This window comes from Paenibacillus sp. 1182 (assembly GCF_017833915.1).
In the GTDB taxonomy this organism is placed as follows: domain Bacteria; phylum Bacillota; class Bacilli; order Paenibacillales; family Paenibacillaceae; genus Paenibacillus; species Paenibacillus polymyxa_D.
Map to the genome: position 1 here is coordinate 516,759 of NZ_JAFICR010000002.1, position 17,359 is coordinate 534,117.

Genomic DNA, 17,359 nt, shown 5'->3' on the forward strand with positions numbered 1-17,359 from the left:
AATTATCCTAGACTAGAGTGTAAAAGGAGACGATAGCATGAGCCAGGGCGGCGCACTGCAGCAGATGAATTTGAAAGGGCGGGACTTCCTGGAGCTGGACGATTACTCGCCAGAGGAAATCCAGTATTTAATTGATCTCGCTGTTGAAATTAAGCGTAAGCATAAAAACGGGGAAACCTATCAGCCGCTAAAAGGGAAAACGCTCGGACTGATTTTCGAGAAATCCTCTACACGTACACGGGTATCTTTTGAAGTCGGTATGTATCAATTGGGCGGGCATGCTCTTTTCCTCAGCAAAAATGACATCCAGCTGGGACGCGGCGAACCGATTAGCGACATGGCCCAAGTCATGTCACGGTATCTGGATGGCATTATGATTCGTACCTTTGGGCACGATAATGTGGTAGAGTTGGCACGTTATGCATCCGTTCCTGTGATCAATGGATTGAGTGATTTGGCGCATCCGTGCCAAGTGCTAGCTGATTATCAAACCTTGTATGAGCAAAAGGGCAAGCTAAAAGGGCTCAAATTGGCTTATATCGGAGACGGCAACAATATGGCGCATTCTCTCTTGATTGGTGGAGCGAAGCTCGGAGTGCATGTCTCCATTGCAAGTCCAGCTGGATACGAGCCTAACCCGAGTGTGGTCGCAGCTTCCCGTGAAATTGCCAAACAGACAGGTAGTGAGATCGTTATAACCCAAAGTCCGCAGGAAGCAGTACAAGATGCGGATGCGATCTACACAGATGTGTGGGCGAGCATGGGGTTTGAGGAAGAGCAGAAGGAGCGGGAGCTTGCTTTTGCCGACTTTCAGGTGAATGAAGAGCTGGTCAAGCTGGCAAAGCCGGATTATTTATTCCTGCATTGTCTCCCTGCGCATCGTGGGGAAGAAGTGAGCGCAGGCGTAATCGATGGTCCGAATTCGGTCATCTTTGATGAAGCAGAAAATCGTCTGCATGCGCAAAAAGCGCTGTTAGTTGCTTTAATGGCATAAGATTGATAGGTATTGATAGGTAAAGAAGATAAAGGCTAGAAGCATTCGGGGAGGACTTTAACAATGGCAAAAGAAAAAATCGTACTCGCATATTCCGGCGGTCTGGATACGTCGGTTATTCTGAAATGGCTCAAAGAAACTTATGATGCTGAAATCATAGCTTTCACCGCAGATATTGGTCAAAAAGAAGAACTGGACGGTTTGGAGGAAAAAGCACTCGCTACAGGGGCTTCCAAAGTGTACATTGATGATCTGCGTGATGAATTCGCCAAGGATTTTATCTATCCGATGTTTCAGGCGGGTGCCTTATATGAAGGACAATATTTGCTCGGAACGAGTATTGCACGTCCATTGATCGCTAAGCGGATGGTCGATATTGCGATTGCCGAGGGAGCAACAGCCATTGCTCACGGGGCAACAGGCAAAGGTAACGATCAGGTACGCTTCGAGCTGAACGCGGCGGCGTTGACGCCGGATATCAAGGTGATTGCACCTTGGCGGCTGGAAGAGTTCCGCAATCAGTTCCCGGGCCGTGCAGAAATGATTGCCTATGCGGAAAAACACGACATTCCGGTAACTGCTTCTGCAGCCAAGCCATACTCCATGGACCGTAATCTGCTGCATATCAGCTATGAAAGCGGCGTGCTGGAGGACCCTTGGTTTGATCCAAGTGCTCCTGAAAATAAAGAAATGTTCTTGCTCAGTAACGCGCCTGAGGACGCTCCTGATGAAGCAGAATATTTGGAGTTGGAATTTGAAGCAGGTAACTGCATCGCTTTGAACGGAGAACAGCTTAGTCCATTGCAAGTGATGGAAAAACTGAATGAGCTCGGCGGCAAGCATGGTATCGGACGCGTGGATATGGTGGAAAACCGTTTTGTTGGTATGAAAAGTCGGGGAGTCTATGAGACGCCGGGCGGTACGATCCTGTTCACAGCTCACCGCAAAATGGAATCCATCACGATGGATCGCGAGGTTATGAATCTGCGTGATAGTCTGATTACCCGTTATGCTACCTTGGTTTACAACGGTTTTTGGTTCGCACCGGAACGTGTCGCTTTGCAGGCTCTGGTTCATGAGAGTCAGAAAAATGTTAGTGGTACCGTGCGCGTGAAGCTGTACAAAGGCAACATTATCGGCGCAGGCGTTAAAAGTCCGGTTAGCTTGTACAATCCGGACATTGCGACCATGGAAGCCGATCCGACACAAGCCTACGATCAAGGCGATGCAACAGGCTTTATCCGCTTGAATGCTCTGCGTTTGAAGGTTAACGCGGGTGTAACACAAAATCATAAATAATGATGTAACCTAAAAAATGTACGGGATGCGGGCCGTTCTTGTCCAAACGACGAGGGCGGCTTGTATTGCAGAGAGGGGATCATACAATGAGTAAGCTATGGGGCGGACGGTTTACGAAGCAAACGAACAAGCTGGTAGAGGAATATACGGCTTCTATCGGGTTTGATCAGGCGTTGGCGGAAGAAGATATTCAAGGCAGTTTGGCTCATGTGGCCATGCTAGGAAAATGTGGAATTATTCCGCAGGAGGATGCAGACACGATCAAGGAAGGACTGCACACCGTTCTGGAGCGTATCCGCCGTGGGGAAATTGAATTTTCCGTTTCGGATGAGGATATTCACATGAATATCGAAAAAAATCTAATCGAGGCTATTGGTCCAGTGGGGGGTAAACTACACACTGGGCGTAGCCGTAACGATCAGGTAGCAACGGATATGCACTTGTATTTGCGTGGACGTGTGGTATCGCTGGTGGGTATGCTGCATGATGTACAATCTGCATTAATCGGCCAAGCAAAGGATAATCTGGACACGATTGTACCTGGATACACACACTTGCAGCGTGCGCAGCCTATTTTATTTGCACATCATCTGCTGGCGTATGTGTCTATGCTGGAGCGTGATATTGACCGACTCAAAGACAGCTACAAGCGGATTAACGTGTTGCCGCTTGGCGCGGGTGCTTTGGCCGGGACCACTTTTCCGATCGACCGTCATTTTGTAGCCGAGCAACTGGGATTTGATGGCGTATATGAAAATAGCCTCGATGCCGTCAGCGATCGGGATTTTATCGTAGAGTTCCTGGCTGGCGCCTCGCTGATTATGACGCATTTGTCTCGTCTGAGCGAAGAATTGGTGCTATGGAGCAGCACGGAGTTTGGTTTTGTCGAGCTGGATGATGCTTTTTGTACAGGCAGCAGCATTATGCCGCAGAAGAAAAATCCGGACGTACCGGAGTTGGTACGTGGTAAAACCGGACGTGTCTATGGAAACCTCGTGGGCTTGTTGACTGTATTGAAATCCTTGCCGCTGGCATACAACAAGGACATGCAGGAAGACAAGGAAGGGATGTTCGATACCGTTGCCACGCTGGAAGGAGCCTTGCAACTGTTCGCACCGATGATCGCCACGATGAAGGTGAACAAGGATCGCATGCGTCAAGCGGTCAACCAGGACTTCTCCAATGCAACGGATATTGCGGACTTCTTGGTCGGCAAAGGGCTTCCGTTCCGTCAGGCGCATGAGGTCATTGGCAAAACCGTACTGTATTGCATCCAGCATGGAAAATATTTGCTTGATCTCACACTGGACGAATTTCAGCAGTTTTCGGATCTGTTTGATGAGCGTATCTATGAGGTACTTCAACCGGAAGCGGTAGTGAATGCACGGAATGTATATGGTGGAACCGCTACCGGTCAGGTACAGGCAGCCATTGGGCGCAGTGAACAGCTCCTGGCGAATACATCAACATGGTTTGAAGGGCACAAGCCGAAAAATTAATCAGTAAAGAAAGATATTATTCTCTTGCACAGTAGCGGTATACTGTGTAAAATCAAATTTTAAGGAATTAGCAATCAAAGATTCTAAGGCACCGTTCGCGGTGTCTTTTGTGCTTTTTGGGGCATTAATTCATAGTTCCAAATACCTATTACTACACTAGTGTGAAAGTTTCTAGAATTTACATTTTTGTATACTACGTCTACGGTGATTATGGTAGAATAGCACTAAGTTTTTCATTGAATTACCAATTCAATAGGACAAGAACTATATTCAATAAATAAATGTCAAGTTACTAGGGGCTCTTTTGGTCAAGTGAATTTCATAAATGTGTAAATGAAGGGCTTGAATGAGAATAGAGGTATGTCCTGGTTTTGGGAGAACGGCATGTATATGCTTTAAAGTAGTGACGTAGCAAAAGGCAGAGTCGGGATGATTCAGGGAGGTATTATGAGAACTAAAAGGACGGCGCGTCAGTTAAAGAGCGCTTGGATCGGTTATCGCGCTTCTGAAGCCGATCAACTGATATCTTCATTGCATGAGGAACGGATACAAGCGGAGGAGTTACTGCGCGAGGAGCGGGAACTTTTTCACGCGGCGCTGGAACGGAAAAAGCAGCGGGATGCGGAGTTAAAGCAGCTGCTTGCAGATGCGCTTGCGGAAGAGCGGCGCTGGATTGAAAGGGCGGGAATTCATGGGTGACAAGCTTAGGTGGCAGGTTGGAGGAGTTTCAATTCGCCAAACCAAGAGAAGAATAAAAGAAGAGCGTCAGCGAATCGAACAACTGCAACAACAGCTAGAGGCTCAGCGGGCAGAGCAGGCTCCGGTGCTGTACAAGCTTGATTTTCATATCGAAGAGTTGGAACGGCGACTTCAGGATACAGAACTTCGTATCGAGGCTATACGGAACGCCAATGATACAGCAGCAGCTGTGGAACAATTGCTGGATGAAGGGATACAGGATGGACAGGCGCAGGAGGCTCAAGTCCAATATGCATCTGGCCAGGAACAGACAGCAGCAGGAGCTGCTATGGTCACTGCTTCCAGTATCCCTGGTACGGAAGGCGAAGAGGCCGCAACAGGAACGCGGAGCGGCCGAAACGGCAAGGCCCGTCTGGGGGATCAACTGGTGGAGAACGGGATGATCACCCGCGATCAGCTGACAGATGCCATCCGCAACCAGAAGCGCTACGGTGGTAGGCTGGGCGATATTCTTGTAGAAATGGGCTTCATTACAGCCGAGCAGCTACAGGAACAGGTTGGCGGCGACGAGTCCAAGGAGCGCCTAGGCGATATGCTGGTTCGTTCCGGTTATATATTGCCGGAACAACTGGAACGCGCACTGGAGTTCCAGGCGAAGAGCGGCGGGCTGCTGGGCGACATCTTGCTGTCATTGCAAATGCTGGAACCTGCGGATTTGTACCGCGCGATTGCTACACAGAACCGGATCGGGCGTATTGGTGAGGAACTCGCGCTGGATGCGGCGTACAAACTACCCGAGCAAGTGGCAATGGCTTATGGCGTGGTCGTTATCCATCAATATATGAACCGATATATTGTGGCGGTCAGCGATCCGCTGCCAGAAGAGCGACGCTTGAAGCTGGAGGAAATTCTGGGTATGCCGGTAGAGCAGGTGCTTGCTACGAAGGAAGAGATGGAGCAGCTCTGGGGTAAAATCTACGGTGAAGAAATGATGCAGGAGAGCACGACCGGGCTGTTGGAAAAAGAACCGCACAATTCGGCGCGGACGACTTTTACAAAGGGACAACTTTGGGTGTTCGCAGCCATGGGTATGATTACACTGCTCGGTCTCTTCTGGAACAGTTGGAAAACGGTGTTGATCATCAATATGATGATTCAGCTGTTTTATTTTGCGATGACGCTATTTAAATTTGGCATTATTTATCTTGGTTCCCGGCGTGGGGCGCAGCTTCGTTTTACGAAGGAAGAGGTTGACGCCATGGATGAAAAGAAACTGCCGATCTATACCATTCTTGTACCTATGTATAAGGAAGCGGGCGTGCTTCCGATGTTGTTGCGAAATTTGGAGCAGCTGGATTATCCCAAGTCCAAGCTGGACGTGCGGCTGCTGATTGAAGAGGATGACATTGAGACGATCGAGCTACTTCGGGAAATGAAGCTGCCGGCCTATTACACGACACTGGTCGTTCCAGACGGTTTGCCGAAAACCAAGCCGAAGGCATGTAATTATGGACTTATTCGGGCACGTGGCGAGTTTGTCGTGATTTACGATGCTGAGGATCGTCCCGACGCTGATCAGCTTAAAAAGGTCATTGCAGCGTTCGATTCACTCCCTGAGCATTATGCGTGTATTCAGGCGAAGCTCAACTATTTTAATAGTACACAAAATTTGCTGACCCGCTGGTTCACTCAAGAATACAGTATGTGGTTCGAGCTACTGCTGCCGGGTATTATGCAGTTAGATACCCCAATTCCTTTAGGTGGCACATCCAATCATTTTCGGGTATCTGTATTGAAAGATATTAATGCGTGGGACCCCTATAATGTAACCGAGGATGCCGATCTGGGCATACGTCTGTATAAAGGCGGCTACAAAACTGCTATTGTCGATTCCCGTACATGGGAGGAAGCTAACAGCCGCGTGGGCAACTGGATTCGTCAGCGGTCACGCTGGATCAAGGGGTATATGCAGACGTGGCTGGTTCATATGCGCAATCCGGTGAAGCTGGTGCGCGAAGTGGGCTGGAAAGGTTTTTTCGGCTTTCAGGTGATGATTTTGGCAACTCCAATGTTGCCGTTGCTGAATCCGATTTTTTGGGGCTTGCTTATTTTATGGTTTGGCTGGGAATTGTCCTTTATTCCCAAGCTGTTCCCGGGATATGTGTATTACCTGGCCAGCGCGGAATTTTATATCGGTAACTTTCTGTTCGTATTCAGTAACGTGGCCGGAATGTATTGGGTCATCGGGGAACTGGAAGAGCGCGGTGAACGAACATTTTCATACGCGATGGTCAAATATGGGCTACTCTCGCCGTTATATTGGGTACTAATGAGTATAGCTGCGGTGAAAGCAGCTTGGCAGCTCATTACCAAGCCGTTCTATTGGGAAAAGACGACACATGGTCTGACCGATATGCACGACTTGGATGATACCCCGGCACAGTCCTCCTGAATATGAAGAAAGAAGGAGCAAGAATGGAGACAAAAACACCTTTTTTATCCGTCGTCATTCCCATGTACAATGAAAGCTCGCATCTTGAGCGTTCGCTTAAGGTGATTGATGGGGTACTGTCTGTTGTCACCTCACGCTATGAACTCATCATTGTAGATGATGGTTCCAAGGACGATACGTGGCTTAAATTGTCTGAATTATCCCATCGAATGCCCTCTTTGCTCGCGCTCCGGTTGAGTCGGAACTTCGGTAAGGAACTGGCGTTGTGCGCAGGTCTGGAAAATGCCTCTGGCGATGCAATCATTGTCATGGACGGTGATTTGCAGCACCCTCCTGAGATGATTGGAGAAATGGTGCGTTTATGGCAAAATGAAGGTTATGATTTGGTCGAATGTGTGAAAGAATTCCGGGGAGAAGAGTCGGTGGGCAAAAAGCTTGGAGCTTCTTTGTTCTACGCGACCTTGAACCGCTTGACGGGCTTTAATCTCAAGGATGCCTCCGATTATAAGCTACTGGATCGACGAGTGGTGGATGCCTGGATGGCGATGCCAGAGCGGATGCCGTTTTTTCGCGGAATGACGGCCTGGCTCGGTTTCCGTAAAACCCAGATTTCATTCCGAGTGGCTCCACGCGAAGAGGGTCCAAGCCGCTGGAGTCCGTTAGGGCTGACTCGACTGGCAGCAGAAGCGATCGTTTCGTTTTCGACAGTACCATTGCGGGTTGTAAGTCTGATGGGCCTCATTTTTATGCTGATTTCAGTCGTATTGGGGATTCAGACGTTAATGCGTAAATTAATGGGTGACGCTGTGACCGGTTTTACCACTGTCATTTTGCTGCTCTTGATTATCGGCAGTGTACTCATGCTGTCGATCGGAGTAGTAGGAGAATATATTGCCGCCATATATCACGAAGTCAAAGCTAGACCTCGCTATCTGATAGCAGATAAACGGGCGAATGCTGACCGATTGTGGGTGGACAGGGAGTTTAATCAACATGATCAGACGTTCATATCTAAAGTATCCAATCATTAAATACGGTATTGTAGGACTGCTGGGTACAGGTATCCATGTTGGTGTACTTGTGCTGCTGGTGGAGCTGTTTACGGTACCTGCAGTAATGGCTACTACAATAGGATTCGTGGTTACGCTGCTCGTTTCCTATGTGCTGAACCGAAACTGGACGTTCGAGCCTACCGGTGAGGGAAGCCGCACCCAGTTTCTTAAATATTTATTGGTCTGTACCTGTGGCTTACTCTTAAATGCCGCCCTGATGTACGTGACCATTCACTGGATCGGTTGGTCGTATCTGATCGGTGAAGTACTAACTACCATCATCGTGCCTGTTCATAATTATTTCTGGAACCGCTACTGGATCTTCTCCGTTCCGCAACAGCGTCAGAAAGAGGTTTCATGATTTTAAGAAAACACGGAAAATTGCTGTCATTGTTTGTTTTTATTGCTGCTCTTGAACTGGCGGTGGGTGTGTATTTTGCATGGCATCTTGGCTATATGCATACCGATGCGCTTAGTCGAGTGGCTAATGCATTTTATGTGCTATACAGTCGTGATCCACACTTGGGTGCTATCGGGTTTGTATGGAATCCGCTGCCCAGTTTGATGGAACTGATCGTGCTGTTGTTTTATCCTTTATTTCCAGTACTCGCTTCCCACGGGCTGGCGGCAGTGATTGTGAGCAGCCTGTTTGCAGGGGCGAGCGCGGCATTATTGTATGCGACGGGCAAACAGTTGGGGCTTCACGGTGCAACCAGCTTGCTGATTGCGCTATTATTTTCACTGAATCCATTTATGTTTCTGTTTGGCTTCAACGGCTTAAGTGACTCGCCATATATCTTTTTCATCCTGTTGACAGTGAGTCGATTTTGTATGTGGTTGAAGGATCGCAAGGCGGCGAATTTGATCGTATCCGGTTTTGCACTTGCACTCGCTTTTTGGGTGCGCTATGAAGCGGTTCCGCTTGGCGTTGCGATGGCTTTGGGTGTATTGCTGACGATCTTTTTTCTGCATCGGTGGCGTACAAACAGAGAGAGCGTTAGAACGCAATTGTCTTTAAAAGAGCGCCTGTACAAGGTAGAAGCGACATGGCTTCTATTGTTGCTGCCGCTTGTCTTTTCCGGTTTGCTGTGGCTCTTTTTTAACTGGATTATCATGGGCGACCCGCTTTACTTTTTACGCTCGCAATATTCCAATTCCACACAATCAGCGGCTTTGTTAGAGGATCAGCGCTTTGTAGAAATGTTTGCTCACCCTGTGCTGATGCTAAAGTTTGTCGGGCAACGAACCTTATGGTATGCGGCTCCGTTAATTTCCATTTTGCTTATACGCCTATTGGACAAACGTCTGTGGAGTTGGAGCACGCTTACGCTATTAGCAATCTTTTTATCGGTACCCGGGCTTCAGCTTTTACTGATGTTTAAGCATTCCTCATTTGGCTGGTTCCGATATTTTATGTATGTATTCCCGATTACGGTTGCTTGGCTGCCGTATGAGCTTAGTCTGTTGAAGGGGAAAATGCGGGAGATCGGAATCTCACTGGTAACGGCAGGGATGTTGGTAACAGCAGGCTTGTTATCCTACGCACTGACGAACCCCGCGATTGCAGCAGATGAACACAGCTATTTGACGCATAGTGGTAATGAAAGCTACGAACGTCAAATTATTGAGCGGAAAATAGCGTCGTGGCTGGATGAGTATTATGGTTCATCTCTTATTTTGACAGATTCTTATGCCGCCTATCCGATCATTTTGAGCAGCAAAATTCCGAAGAAGTTTATGATTACGAGTGATTATGATTTTGGGGAATCTTTAATAGATCTGCCTGCTTCCAAGGTGGATTATGTCTTGGTCACGCGCTTGGTGGATGGGGTACCGCTGGATCAGGTAAACCGGAGCTATCCTGATTTGTTCGAAAAGGGAGCGCCGTGGGCCTCGTTGGTACATGACTTTGACGGGCAGTGGCGACTGTACAAAATAGAGCATGAAGAATCGAAATAATTATTATATTTTAGTGCATCGTAGCGGAGGGAAGAATACAGCTGTAGGGTGTGAGTGGGCTACAGCTGTATCACCGCAAGAAGTTTGAGGGGGAACGAGAGGAATGTCCTTTCGCAAATGGTCTGCAAGCAGATGGATGGCTATAGGTCTGTTTGTATTTATACTTGCATTGGAACTTTCTGCGGGCATCTATTTCAGCTATGTTCTGGGATATATGCACACAGACGCGCTCAGTCGCGTAGCTAACGCATTTTACGTGCTGTACAGCCGCGACCCGCATCTGGGCGCCATCGGATTTATCTGGAATCCACTACCCAGTCTTCTGGAAATGGTGATTCTACTGCTGTATCCAATCTTTCCGGCATTAGCCACCTATGGATTGGCTGCTGTTATTTTGAGTGCTACCTTTTCTGCTTTGACCGCTATGTTGCTATATCGGGCGGGTGTCAGAACAGGGCTTAGCTCTAGTATGAGCTTGCTGCTGGCTTTGTTGTATGCACTGAATCCGTTTATTTTACTGTTTGGTGCCAATGGGCTGAGTGATTCGCTATACATATATTTCATTATGATGACGGTGATTGAGTTTGCATTGTGGCTCAAGGATCGCATGACGGCAAGTCTGATTGTTTCTGGATTAGCGCTTGCCATGGCGTTCTGGACTCGTTATGAAGCGGTTCCTCTGGGCGTGGCAATGGCAGGTGGCGTGGTCTTGGCGGTTTTGTTTCTCCATCGAAACATGGGCAGACGCGAGCTGGCCTTGCGAGAAAAACTGCACAAGGTCGAGGCAACGTGGTTACTGCTTCTGATCCCCGTGGTCTTTTCCGGGCTGTTATGGATTTTCTTTAACTATCTCATTATGGGGAATGCTTTTTACTTCCTGAATTCGGAGTATTCGAACACGGCCCAATCGGCAGAGCTGCTGAATGATGATAAGTTTGTAGAGATTTTCTCCAATCCGCTGGTGGCCTTGAAATTTATTGCTTCCAAAACACTTTGGTATTCGGTACCGTTGTTTGCTATTCTGTTCATTCGTCTGTTGAGTGGACGCTTGTTCCGATGGGGAACACTGATTATTTTGCTGCTGTTCCTATCAGTGCCGGGATTGCAGTTTTTACTTATGATGAAGCAATCTTCGTATGGATGGTTTCGTTATTTTATGTATGTATTCCCAATTACCATAGCCTGGTTGCCTTATGAGTTGAGCCAGCTTCAGGGACGATGGCGGAGGGCAGCCTTTGGCCTGGTATCCGTCAGTCTGCTGCTTACCGCTGGATTACTTTCCTATGCGTTGACTCGCCCGGATATTGCACCGGATGAGAACAGCTTTCTCACACGGACAGGTAATGTGAACTATGTGAGACAGGAGTCAGATCGTAGGATTGCCGTTTGGTTGGATGAGCATCTGCCGAAGTCTACCATTATGACCGATTCGGCTTCAGCCTACACCATGATTGTTTACAGCCAACATCCTAAACGCTTCCTGATCACCAGCGATTATTCGTTCAATAAGGCATTAAGTTATCCGCAGGATCACCATGTGGATTATATCCTTGTACCTAAGATCATGTCAGGCATGCCACTGAGTAAGATCAATATGGTATATCCGAACTTATATGAACATGGTGCCCCATGGGTTCAGCTTGAACGTGAGTTTAATGGCGAGTGGCGCCTGTATAAAGTACTGCCTAAGTCACTAACTAAAGAATCTCCATCAACGGAGACCACAACAAATCCCTAATGTGCATATAATAAATCCCCGAGCCTATCCCTTCGCCATGGTGCGATGAGAGAAGCTACGGGGATTTTTTTAACCTGTTTAGTGCTCTTTGAGCGGTAGCCATGCCAGAACATCCTGAATTTTCGCGTCCCAGTATCCCCATTCATGCGCTCCAGGACCTTCTTCGTAGGTCAGCGGAACCCCGACGGTACTACATGTTTCACGAAAAGTCTGATTCCCCTTATATAAGAAATCCTCCGTACCGCAGCATTGGTAGAGTCGGGGGAGTGAGGTCCCCAAGGCAGCATGACGTTGTAGCAACTCTAGCAAGTCGTGATCTGTTCCGCGTATTTCATCTGGCCCAAAAATGTTAAGCCATTCCGCTGGACTCATCGCATTTTGCATAGGATCGGTGCGTGATGCGTGTAAATCCATGACTCCCGAAAGACTGGCAGCGGCTGCAAACCGCTCTGGATGCTGGAGTGCCAGTTTGAAAGCACCATATCCACCCATAGAAAGTCCGGCTACAAAATTATCCTCACGCTTGTCGGATAGAGGAAAGAATGAACGTGCCAAAGCCGGCAATTCTTCACTGATAAAGCTCCAATAAGCCGCTCCTTGCTCCATATTCGTATAGAAACTCCGATGTACTTGGGGCATAACGACAGCCAGGCCCAATGAGGCCACATAGCGTTCAATGGAGGTTCGACGCAACCAGGTTGAATCATCGTCCGATAGGCCATGCAGCAAATACAGCGTCGGATGTGGCCCGGTTCCTTGCTTGCCCTCTAGTCCAATTTGTGAACGGGTTGCCTGAGGAAGAATAACATTCATGGATGTGCTCAGACCAAGAACTTCCGAATAAAACTGACATTGAATAAGAGCCATAAGAAGACCTCTTTTCCTAGGGGTTTGTGACCTCATTGCGGTGTTCAGCATATGACTGAGTATTCATTCAGTATACCTTAGCCTGTCTAAATATACATATCCAAGTGAGCGACTAGGTATTAAGTCCCGTTTCTTATTTATCCTACATTAGGAGGGGGTATGGTTATATGGGACGATTTTTTTAATTTGGGGGTTATTTGGGTTTGATTTCTGGTAAAGTGTTTAAAAAAGAATGATGAATCCAATCAGAGGAGGAATTTATAGCATGGGAAAAAAGTTAAGAAATACAGTTACAGGTGTATTGAGTACAGGTCTTATTCTTAGCGCATTCAGCGCAGCGGCAGCTGCTCCTCAAACTACAAATGGACATTGGGCAGGAGATCAGGTGCAACGCTGGTCAGCCACAGGACAATTGGACGGCGCGGTAAAACCGGATGCGGCAATCACACGTGCAGAATTTATTGTTCTTCTGAACCGCAGCTTGGGTACGTTCACGCAGGATACTCCAGCTGTGACAGACGTAACGTATGCGGACAGTGTAAAAGTAAACGGTAATGGAGGCAGAACGTTCACAGATGTACCAGCTTCTCACTGGGCATACAACGAGCTGACAAGTGCCGTGAATGCAGGTTACATAAGCGGCTATGCAGGTAACAAGCTCAAACCAAATGGTAAGGTAACACGTCAAGAGGCTGCGGCTATCGTAGGCAAAGCTATTGGACTCACTGCGGGTAACGCAGCAGATGTTACTAAATTTATTGACTCCGACAAAATTGGATCTTGGGCAAAGAAAAGTGTAGCGGCAGCTGCGGAGCAAAAAATCATCAACGGTTATCCGGATGGTAAATTTCAGCCACTGAAGTCGCTGACTCGTGCAGAGGCAATTGCTATTCTGGACGCTGCTTCCGGCTACAACCTGAGCCCTGTTGATAATCTGACGACGACTCCTGGTGGAACGGTAACGGATTCCACATACAGCAACGTGACAGATTCCACTTATGGTAACACGTCGACTACTTCTGGCAGCGAAACAGAAGATAGCAGCACAAATACCAGCACAGATAGCACGACTACGAACAACTCTACAACAATAGATACCAACACAGATGCAGACACAACTACGGATACGACTACAGATAGCACTACAGACACAGTTGCAACTACGGGAGTACTGAAAGTCAACGATGTGTATGACGGAGAAAGTACAATTACGGGGACAGCTAAAGCAGGTTCCACAGTAACCGCCTATTCCAACGAACTGCCTATCGGTAGTGCAGTAGCCAAAGATGATGGCACATTTAGTATCAGTGTGCTTACTCAAAAAGCAACGGTTAGACTGGTAATCAAAGCTAAAGATGCAGACGGTAACGAAAGTGAGCCTGTAGAAATTTCTGTTTTGGGTAAACGCAGCGAGTAATTTATAGCTAAAATCCCCCTTTCATTCTGTCTGGAACAAGTCCAGCCGACAATGGAAGGGGGATTTTTCGTTTATTCGCTTATACCATCCTCGACAATAGACTTCTCGGGTTCACGTGTTTGTGGCTCAGACGATGTGCCACCGCCATAACTAGCTATAATGCGTTGCTGCGCTCGATACGTATCGCGGCTGATTCGGGTGCGATCTACGGCTTTTCCGTCTACCTTTTTTACCCGAAATGTTTCTACCACATACCCTTCTTTGCCCTGCCGAAGTACTTGATAGAAGCCAGGGGAAAGTGAGTCATTACGCAGCCTCTTCTCCGGTATGGGAAGTACGCGAACCGTATGGGATTCCAGTTCATACGAAACATTGGACGGAAATGTACCAAAAAATTTAACAATAAGTGTTCGGTTTTGGACAGCCGCACGAAGTAACAAATGCTTGCCTGTATTGTTTTTAAAACGGAAATTAATGGACCCCGTAGCGAAAGTCGCATCCTGACCTTTGGGCAGATAGCTGACCGGCAAGGAATGGTTGCGGCGCTCAACAATGTCCAAACCGACTCGCAGCGCTGCATTATACACCGTGCTGGATACCTGACAAATCCCCCCGCCTATACCGGACTCCAACTGACCGTTCACGATCACTGGAGCTTCACGAAAGCCATGAGTGCGCTCAGCCTTGGCAATCAATTGGCCATAGTCAAAAATGTCACCCGGCTTGAGAATTAAACCATCAACGGTGCTTGCCGCTGAGTTAACGTTGTACACGCGTCCTTCCGAGCTGCTGCCCAGACTGGTGGAGAACTGGACAATTTTGCGCTCAATCCCTTCGTTACGTAGACTGTCCACCGAAATTTTCGGTTCCAGCTGACGGAAAGGTAATTCCACTCGTACGGGCTCTTCCGAAGCGGTAAAATCCTTGGGCAGCGCCTTATCTAGTGCGGCGTCCAATCTGGGCCAATCTAGGCGTCGGGCAGAGCGCCCCGGAATATAACGAACCTGATCATTCCCGTCAATCTGTCGCACAGCATTGATAGGCATGCCATATCGTTGCTCCTCCCAATCGGCTCCGAATTGGGCCCTTAATATCTCCTCCTGTCGGAAAGATGTGATAGACCATTCCTTCTCGAAGCTAAAACGTGTCTGCACACGAGTCCATAGATGCTCCGAGCTGAGTGCCGTCACGGCATTCCGAAATGCCTCCGCTTTATAATGAATTCCTGCTTCCCCGAGTGTAATTTTTATATCCTGTGCACTGCTGTCACTGTCCGTCAGAAGTAGTGGACGTTGCTTCAATGCATCCAATTTTTTATCCACCAGCCGAAGAGCGGCTGTGTGATCCATGCTTCCTACGTTAATTCCTCCGACCCTCACTCCCTCCGGCAGTGTTTGTCTGTCGGCGTACAGATGAAGTCCTCCCCACAACATGGCTAGCGCCAGAACACCAGACCATATCCAAATGACAGATAAATGAATTTTTTTCATAATGCAGATGTCTCCTGTCTGATAAGCTTGATAGCGTACTCGTGTGCCATAATATTCATATATATGTGCCAAAAGCAGAAAACTTTCGGTACTATTTAGGTAACAAATTTGTTACAATGATAAACGGTATGATGAAATAGAGAAGTTTTTAAAGGAAATGCATGGAATATGTCGAATGGATATTAGGTTATGCGTAATATGATTAAGCAACGGGAAGTGATCGAGTGATTGAAATGCAGGATGTGTGGAAGACCTATACTAACGGAACCCACGCACTTCAAGGAGTATCGGTCAGAATTGACCGCAATGAATTTGTATACGTAGTCGGCCCGTCTGGAGCGGGGAAATCGACTTTTATGAAGCTTATTTATAGAGAAGAAGTACCTACCAAGGGGCAAATTTCAGTCAATGGTTTTAATATCGGGAAGCTCAAGCAGCGTAAAATTCCCTACGTTCGTCGTAACATCGGAGTCATTTTTCAGGATTTCCGGCTTTTGCCGCGTTTGACGGCTTATGAGAATGTGGCTTTTGCTATGGAAGTTATTGAAGCTCCCAAGAAGCTGATTCGCAAACGGGTACCCGAAGTGCTTGAACTGGTTGGCTTGAAAACAAAAATGAATCGTGAGCCTGCCCAGCTTTCCGGTGGGGAGCAACAGCGTGTAGCGATTGCACGGGCCATCGTAAACAATCCTTCCGTGATCATTGCCGATGAACCTACGGGAAATCTGGATCCGGAAACATCGTGGGAGATCATGCAGTTGCTGGACGAAATTAATTTTCGAGGCACGACCATTGTGATGGCGACCCACAATAAGGACATCGTGAACTCTATGCGTAAACGCGTGATTGCCATTGAAAATGGCAACATCGTAAGGGATCAGGTAAGAGGGGAGTACGGATATGACTTTTAACACCTTCTTACGTCATGTGCGGGAAGGTTTCAAAAACATATTCCGCAATGGCTGGATGTCCGTGGCATCCGTCACCTCGATTATTGTGTCACTGCTCATATTGGGCGTATTTATCATGCTGGTGCTCAACGTCAATTCCCTGGCTGATCAGGCAGATAGTCAGGTGGAGGTTAACGTATTTCTGGAGCTGAATGTAGAGCAAAACATGCGTGAAACACTGCAAAAGGAAATCGCGGCGATGCCAGAAATCAGCAAAACGACCTTTGTGACTAAAGCTCAGGGTTTGGAAGAGCTGCGCAAAGATTTGGGTGACAGCGGCAAGGAGCTGCTGGAGGGTTTTGACAAGGACAGCAATCCACTGCCGGACAAAATTGTGGTAGAGGTTATTGAACCAACAACGGTTCCATTTGTGGCCGAAAAGATTGAGAAGCTGAATACGTTGCATCCAGAGAAACCGATTTTAAAGGTTCGTTATGGAAAAGGCACCGTAGAGACGCTCTTTACGATTACGAAGCTCATTCGTAATGTAGGCTTTATATTCGTCGCTGGACTGGCGATCATGTCCATGTTCCTCATCTCGAATACGATTCGCGTGACCATATTGGCACGACGAAGAGAGATTGGCATTATGAAGCTGGTCGGTGCGACCAACTTTTTTATACGCTGGCCGTTTTTTATTGAAGGAGCGCTTATCGGTCTCATTGGTTCCTTGATTACCGTAGGTATTTTATTTACTGGCTATCAGCGTTTGCTCACAGCCGTTCAGGGCGATATAGCTCTGAATATGTTGAAGCTTATGCCACTTGAAGGCATTTGGATTCAGTTGAGTGCATTGCTGATTATTTTGGGGATGCTGGTCGGAATTGTTGGCAGTACCCTGTCCATGCGCAAGTTCTTAAAAGTATAAGAAGCGCTGGTTGGACGTCGTGGTCGATTTAATAGAACGGGGAAGCCCGGTGTTATTTTGCGATAAAGGATGGGG

The 17,359-nt window shown here is 47.7% G+C and carries 14 protein-coding genes; 12 read left to right on the forward strand and 2 right to left on the reverse strand.

Annotated features, from left to right (window positions below; translation table 11 throughout):
- The first annotated feature begins 37 nt into the window (after positions 1–37).
- From argF to JOD82_RS05370, 9 genes are all read left to right on the forward strand, one after another.
- Entirely contained in the window at positions 38–994 is a 957-nt protein-coding gene (gene argF / locus JOD82_RS05330) for an ornithine carbamoyltransferase (RefSeq protein ID WP_039271452.1), read from the forward strand.
- A 63-nt stretch (positions 995–1,057) separates the two neighbouring features.
- Positions 1,058–2,293, forward strand: a complete 1,236-nt coding sequence (locus JOD82_RS05335; protein WP_069010680.1) for an argininosuccinate synthase — start codon at positions 1,058–1,060, stop codon at positions 2,291–2,293.
- An 86-nt stretch (positions 2,294–2,379) separates the two neighbouring features.
- Positions 2,380–3,792, forward strand: coding sequence for an argininosuccinate lyase (gene argH / locus JOD82_RS05340; RefSeq protein ID WP_069010681.1), 1,413 nt, complete (start codon positions 2,380–2,382; stop codon positions 3,790–3,792).
- A 447-nt stretch (positions 3,793–4,239) separates the two neighbouring features.
- Positions 4,240–4,491, forward strand: a complete 252-nt coding sequence (locus tag JOD82_RS05345) for a hypothetical protein (protein ID WP_029514559.1) — start codon at positions 4,240–4,242, stop codon at positions 4,489–4,491.
- A complete protein-coding gene (locus JOD82_RS05350) occupies positions 4,484–6,943 on the forward strand; it encodes a cyclic di-GMP-binding domain-containing protein, MshE-related (RefSeq protein ID WP_069010682.1) in 2,460 nt (819 codons plus the stop codon). Before JOD82_RS05345 ends, JOD82_RS05350 begins: the two co-directional genes overlap by 8 nt.
- Before the next feature lie 23 nt (positions 6,944–6,966).
- Positions 6,967–7,974: a glycosyltransferase family 2 protein gene (locus JOD82_RS05355; RefSeq protein WP_029514557.1), complete on the forward strand. Its 1,008-nt coding sequence runs from the start codon at positions 6,967–6,969 to the stop codon at positions 7,972–7,974.
- Complete coding sequence (locus JOD82_RS05360) at positions 7,937–8,356, forward strand: GtrA family protein (RefSeq protein WP_029514556.1); 420 nt, start codon at positions 7,937–7,939, stop codon at positions 8,354–8,356. Before JOD82_RS05355 ends, JOD82_RS05360 begins: the two co-directional genes overlap by 38 nt.
- Positions 8,353–9,954 (forward strand): ArnT family glycosyltransferase, encoded by a 1,602-nt coding sequence (locus tag JOD82_RS05365; protein WP_209947867.1) that lies wholly within the window; start codon positions 8,353–8,355, stop codon positions 9,952–9,954. The genes JOD82_RS05360 and JOD82_RS05365 overlap by 4 nt, the downstream gene beginning before the upstream one ends.
- A 103-nt stretch (positions 9,955–10,057) precedes the next feature.
- Complete coding sequence (locus JOD82_RS05370) at positions 10,058–11,692, forward strand: glycosyltransferase family 39 protein (RefSeq protein WP_209947869.1); 1,635 nt, start codon at positions 10,058–10,060, stop codon at positions 11,690–11,692.
- A gap of 78 nt (positions 11,693–11,770) precedes the next feature.
- On the opposite strand, the gene JOD82_RS05375 is transcribed toward JOD82_RS05370, so the two are convergent.
- Entirely contained in the window at positions 11,771–12,559 is a 789-nt protein-coding gene (locus JOD82_RS05375; RefSeq protein ID WP_209947871.1) for an alpha/beta hydrolase, read from the reverse strand.
- A gap of 265 nt (positions 12,560–12,824) precedes the next feature.
- Here JOD82_RS05375 and JOD82_RS05380 point away from each other — a divergent pair, with 265 nt between their 5' ends.
- On the forward strand, positions 12,825–13,976 hold the full coding sequence (locus JOD82_RS05380; protein ID WP_069010686.1) for an S-layer homology domain-containing protein: 1,152 nt from the start codon (positions 12,825–12,827) through the stop codon (positions 13,974–13,976).
- Between the two features lie 71 nt (positions 13,977–14,047).
- Here JOD82_RS05380 and JOD82_RS05385 read toward each other — a convergent pair whose 3' ends face one another.
- Positions 14,048–15,466: a VanW family protein gene (locus JOD82_RS05385; protein ID WP_069010687.1), complete on the reverse strand. Its 1,419-nt coding sequence runs from the start codon at positions 15,464–15,466 to the stop codon at positions 14,048–14,050.
- A 224-nt stretch (positions 15,467–15,690) separates the two neighbouring features.
- Here JOD82_RS05385 and ftsE point away from each other — a divergent pair, with 224 nt between their 5' ends.
- Entirely contained in the window at positions 15,691–16,377 is a 687-nt protein-coding gene (gene ftsE, locus JOD82_RS05390; protein WP_023990620.1) for a cell division ATP-binding protein FtsE, read from the forward strand.
- Entirely contained in the window at positions 16,367–17,284 is a 918-nt protein-coding gene (gene ftsX / locus JOD82_RS05395) for a permease-like cell division protein FtsX (protein ID WP_013312238.1), read from the forward strand. Before ftsE ends, ftsX begins: the two co-directional genes overlap by 11 nt.
- Positions 17,285–17,359 lie beyond the last annotated feature (75 nt).

Coding starts and splice junctions, on each gene's coding strand:
- argF (WP_039271452.1), top strand. CDS start 38: ATGAGCCAGGGCGGCGCACTGCAGCAGATGAATTTGAAAGGGCGGGAC.
- JOD82_RS05335 (WP_069010680.1), top strand. CDS start 1,058: ATGGCAAAAGAAAAAATCGTACTCGCATATTCCGGCGGTCTGGATACG.
- argH (WP_069010681.1), top strand. CDS start 2,380: ATGAGTAAGCTATGGGGCGGACGGTTTACGAAGCAAACGAACAAGCTG.
- JOD82_RS05345 (WP_029514559.1), top strand. CDS start 4,240: ATGAGAACTAAAAGGACGGCGCGTCAGTTAAAGAGCGCTTGGATCGGT.
- JOD82_RS05350 (WP_069010682.1), top strand. CDS start 4,484: ATGGGTGACAAGCTTAGGTGGCAGGTTGGAGGAGTTTCAATTCGCCAA.
- JOD82_RS05355 (WP_029514557.1), top strand. CDS start 6,967: ATGGAGACAAAAACACCTTTTTTATCCGTCGTCATTCCCATGTACAAT.
- JOD82_RS05360 (WP_029514556.1), top strand. CDS start 7,937: ATGATCAGACGTTCATATCTAAAGTATCCAATCATTAAATACGGTATT.
- JOD82_RS05365 (WP_209947867.1), top strand. CDS start 8,353: ATGATTTTAAGAAAACACGGAAAATTGCTGTCATTGTTTGTTTTTATT.
- JOD82_RS05370 (WP_209947869.1), top strand. CDS start 10,058: ATGTCCTTTCGCAAATGGTCTGCAAGCAGATGGATGGCTATAGGTCTG.
- JOD82_RS05375 (WP_209947871.1), bottom strand. CDS start 12,559: ATGGCTCTTATTCAATGTCAGTTTTATTCGGAAGTTCTTGGTCTGAGC.
- JOD82_RS05380 (WP_069010686.1), top strand. CDS start 12,825: ATGGGAAAAAAGTTAAGAAATACAGTTACAGGTGTATTGAGTACAGGT.
- JOD82_RS05385 (WP_069010687.1), bottom strand. CDS start 15,466: ATGAAAAAAATTCATTTATCTGTCATTTGGATATGGTCTGGTGTTCTG.
- ftsX (WP_013312238.1), top strand. CDS start 16,367: ATGACTTTTAACACCTTCTTACGTCATGTGCGGGAAGGTTTCAAAAAC.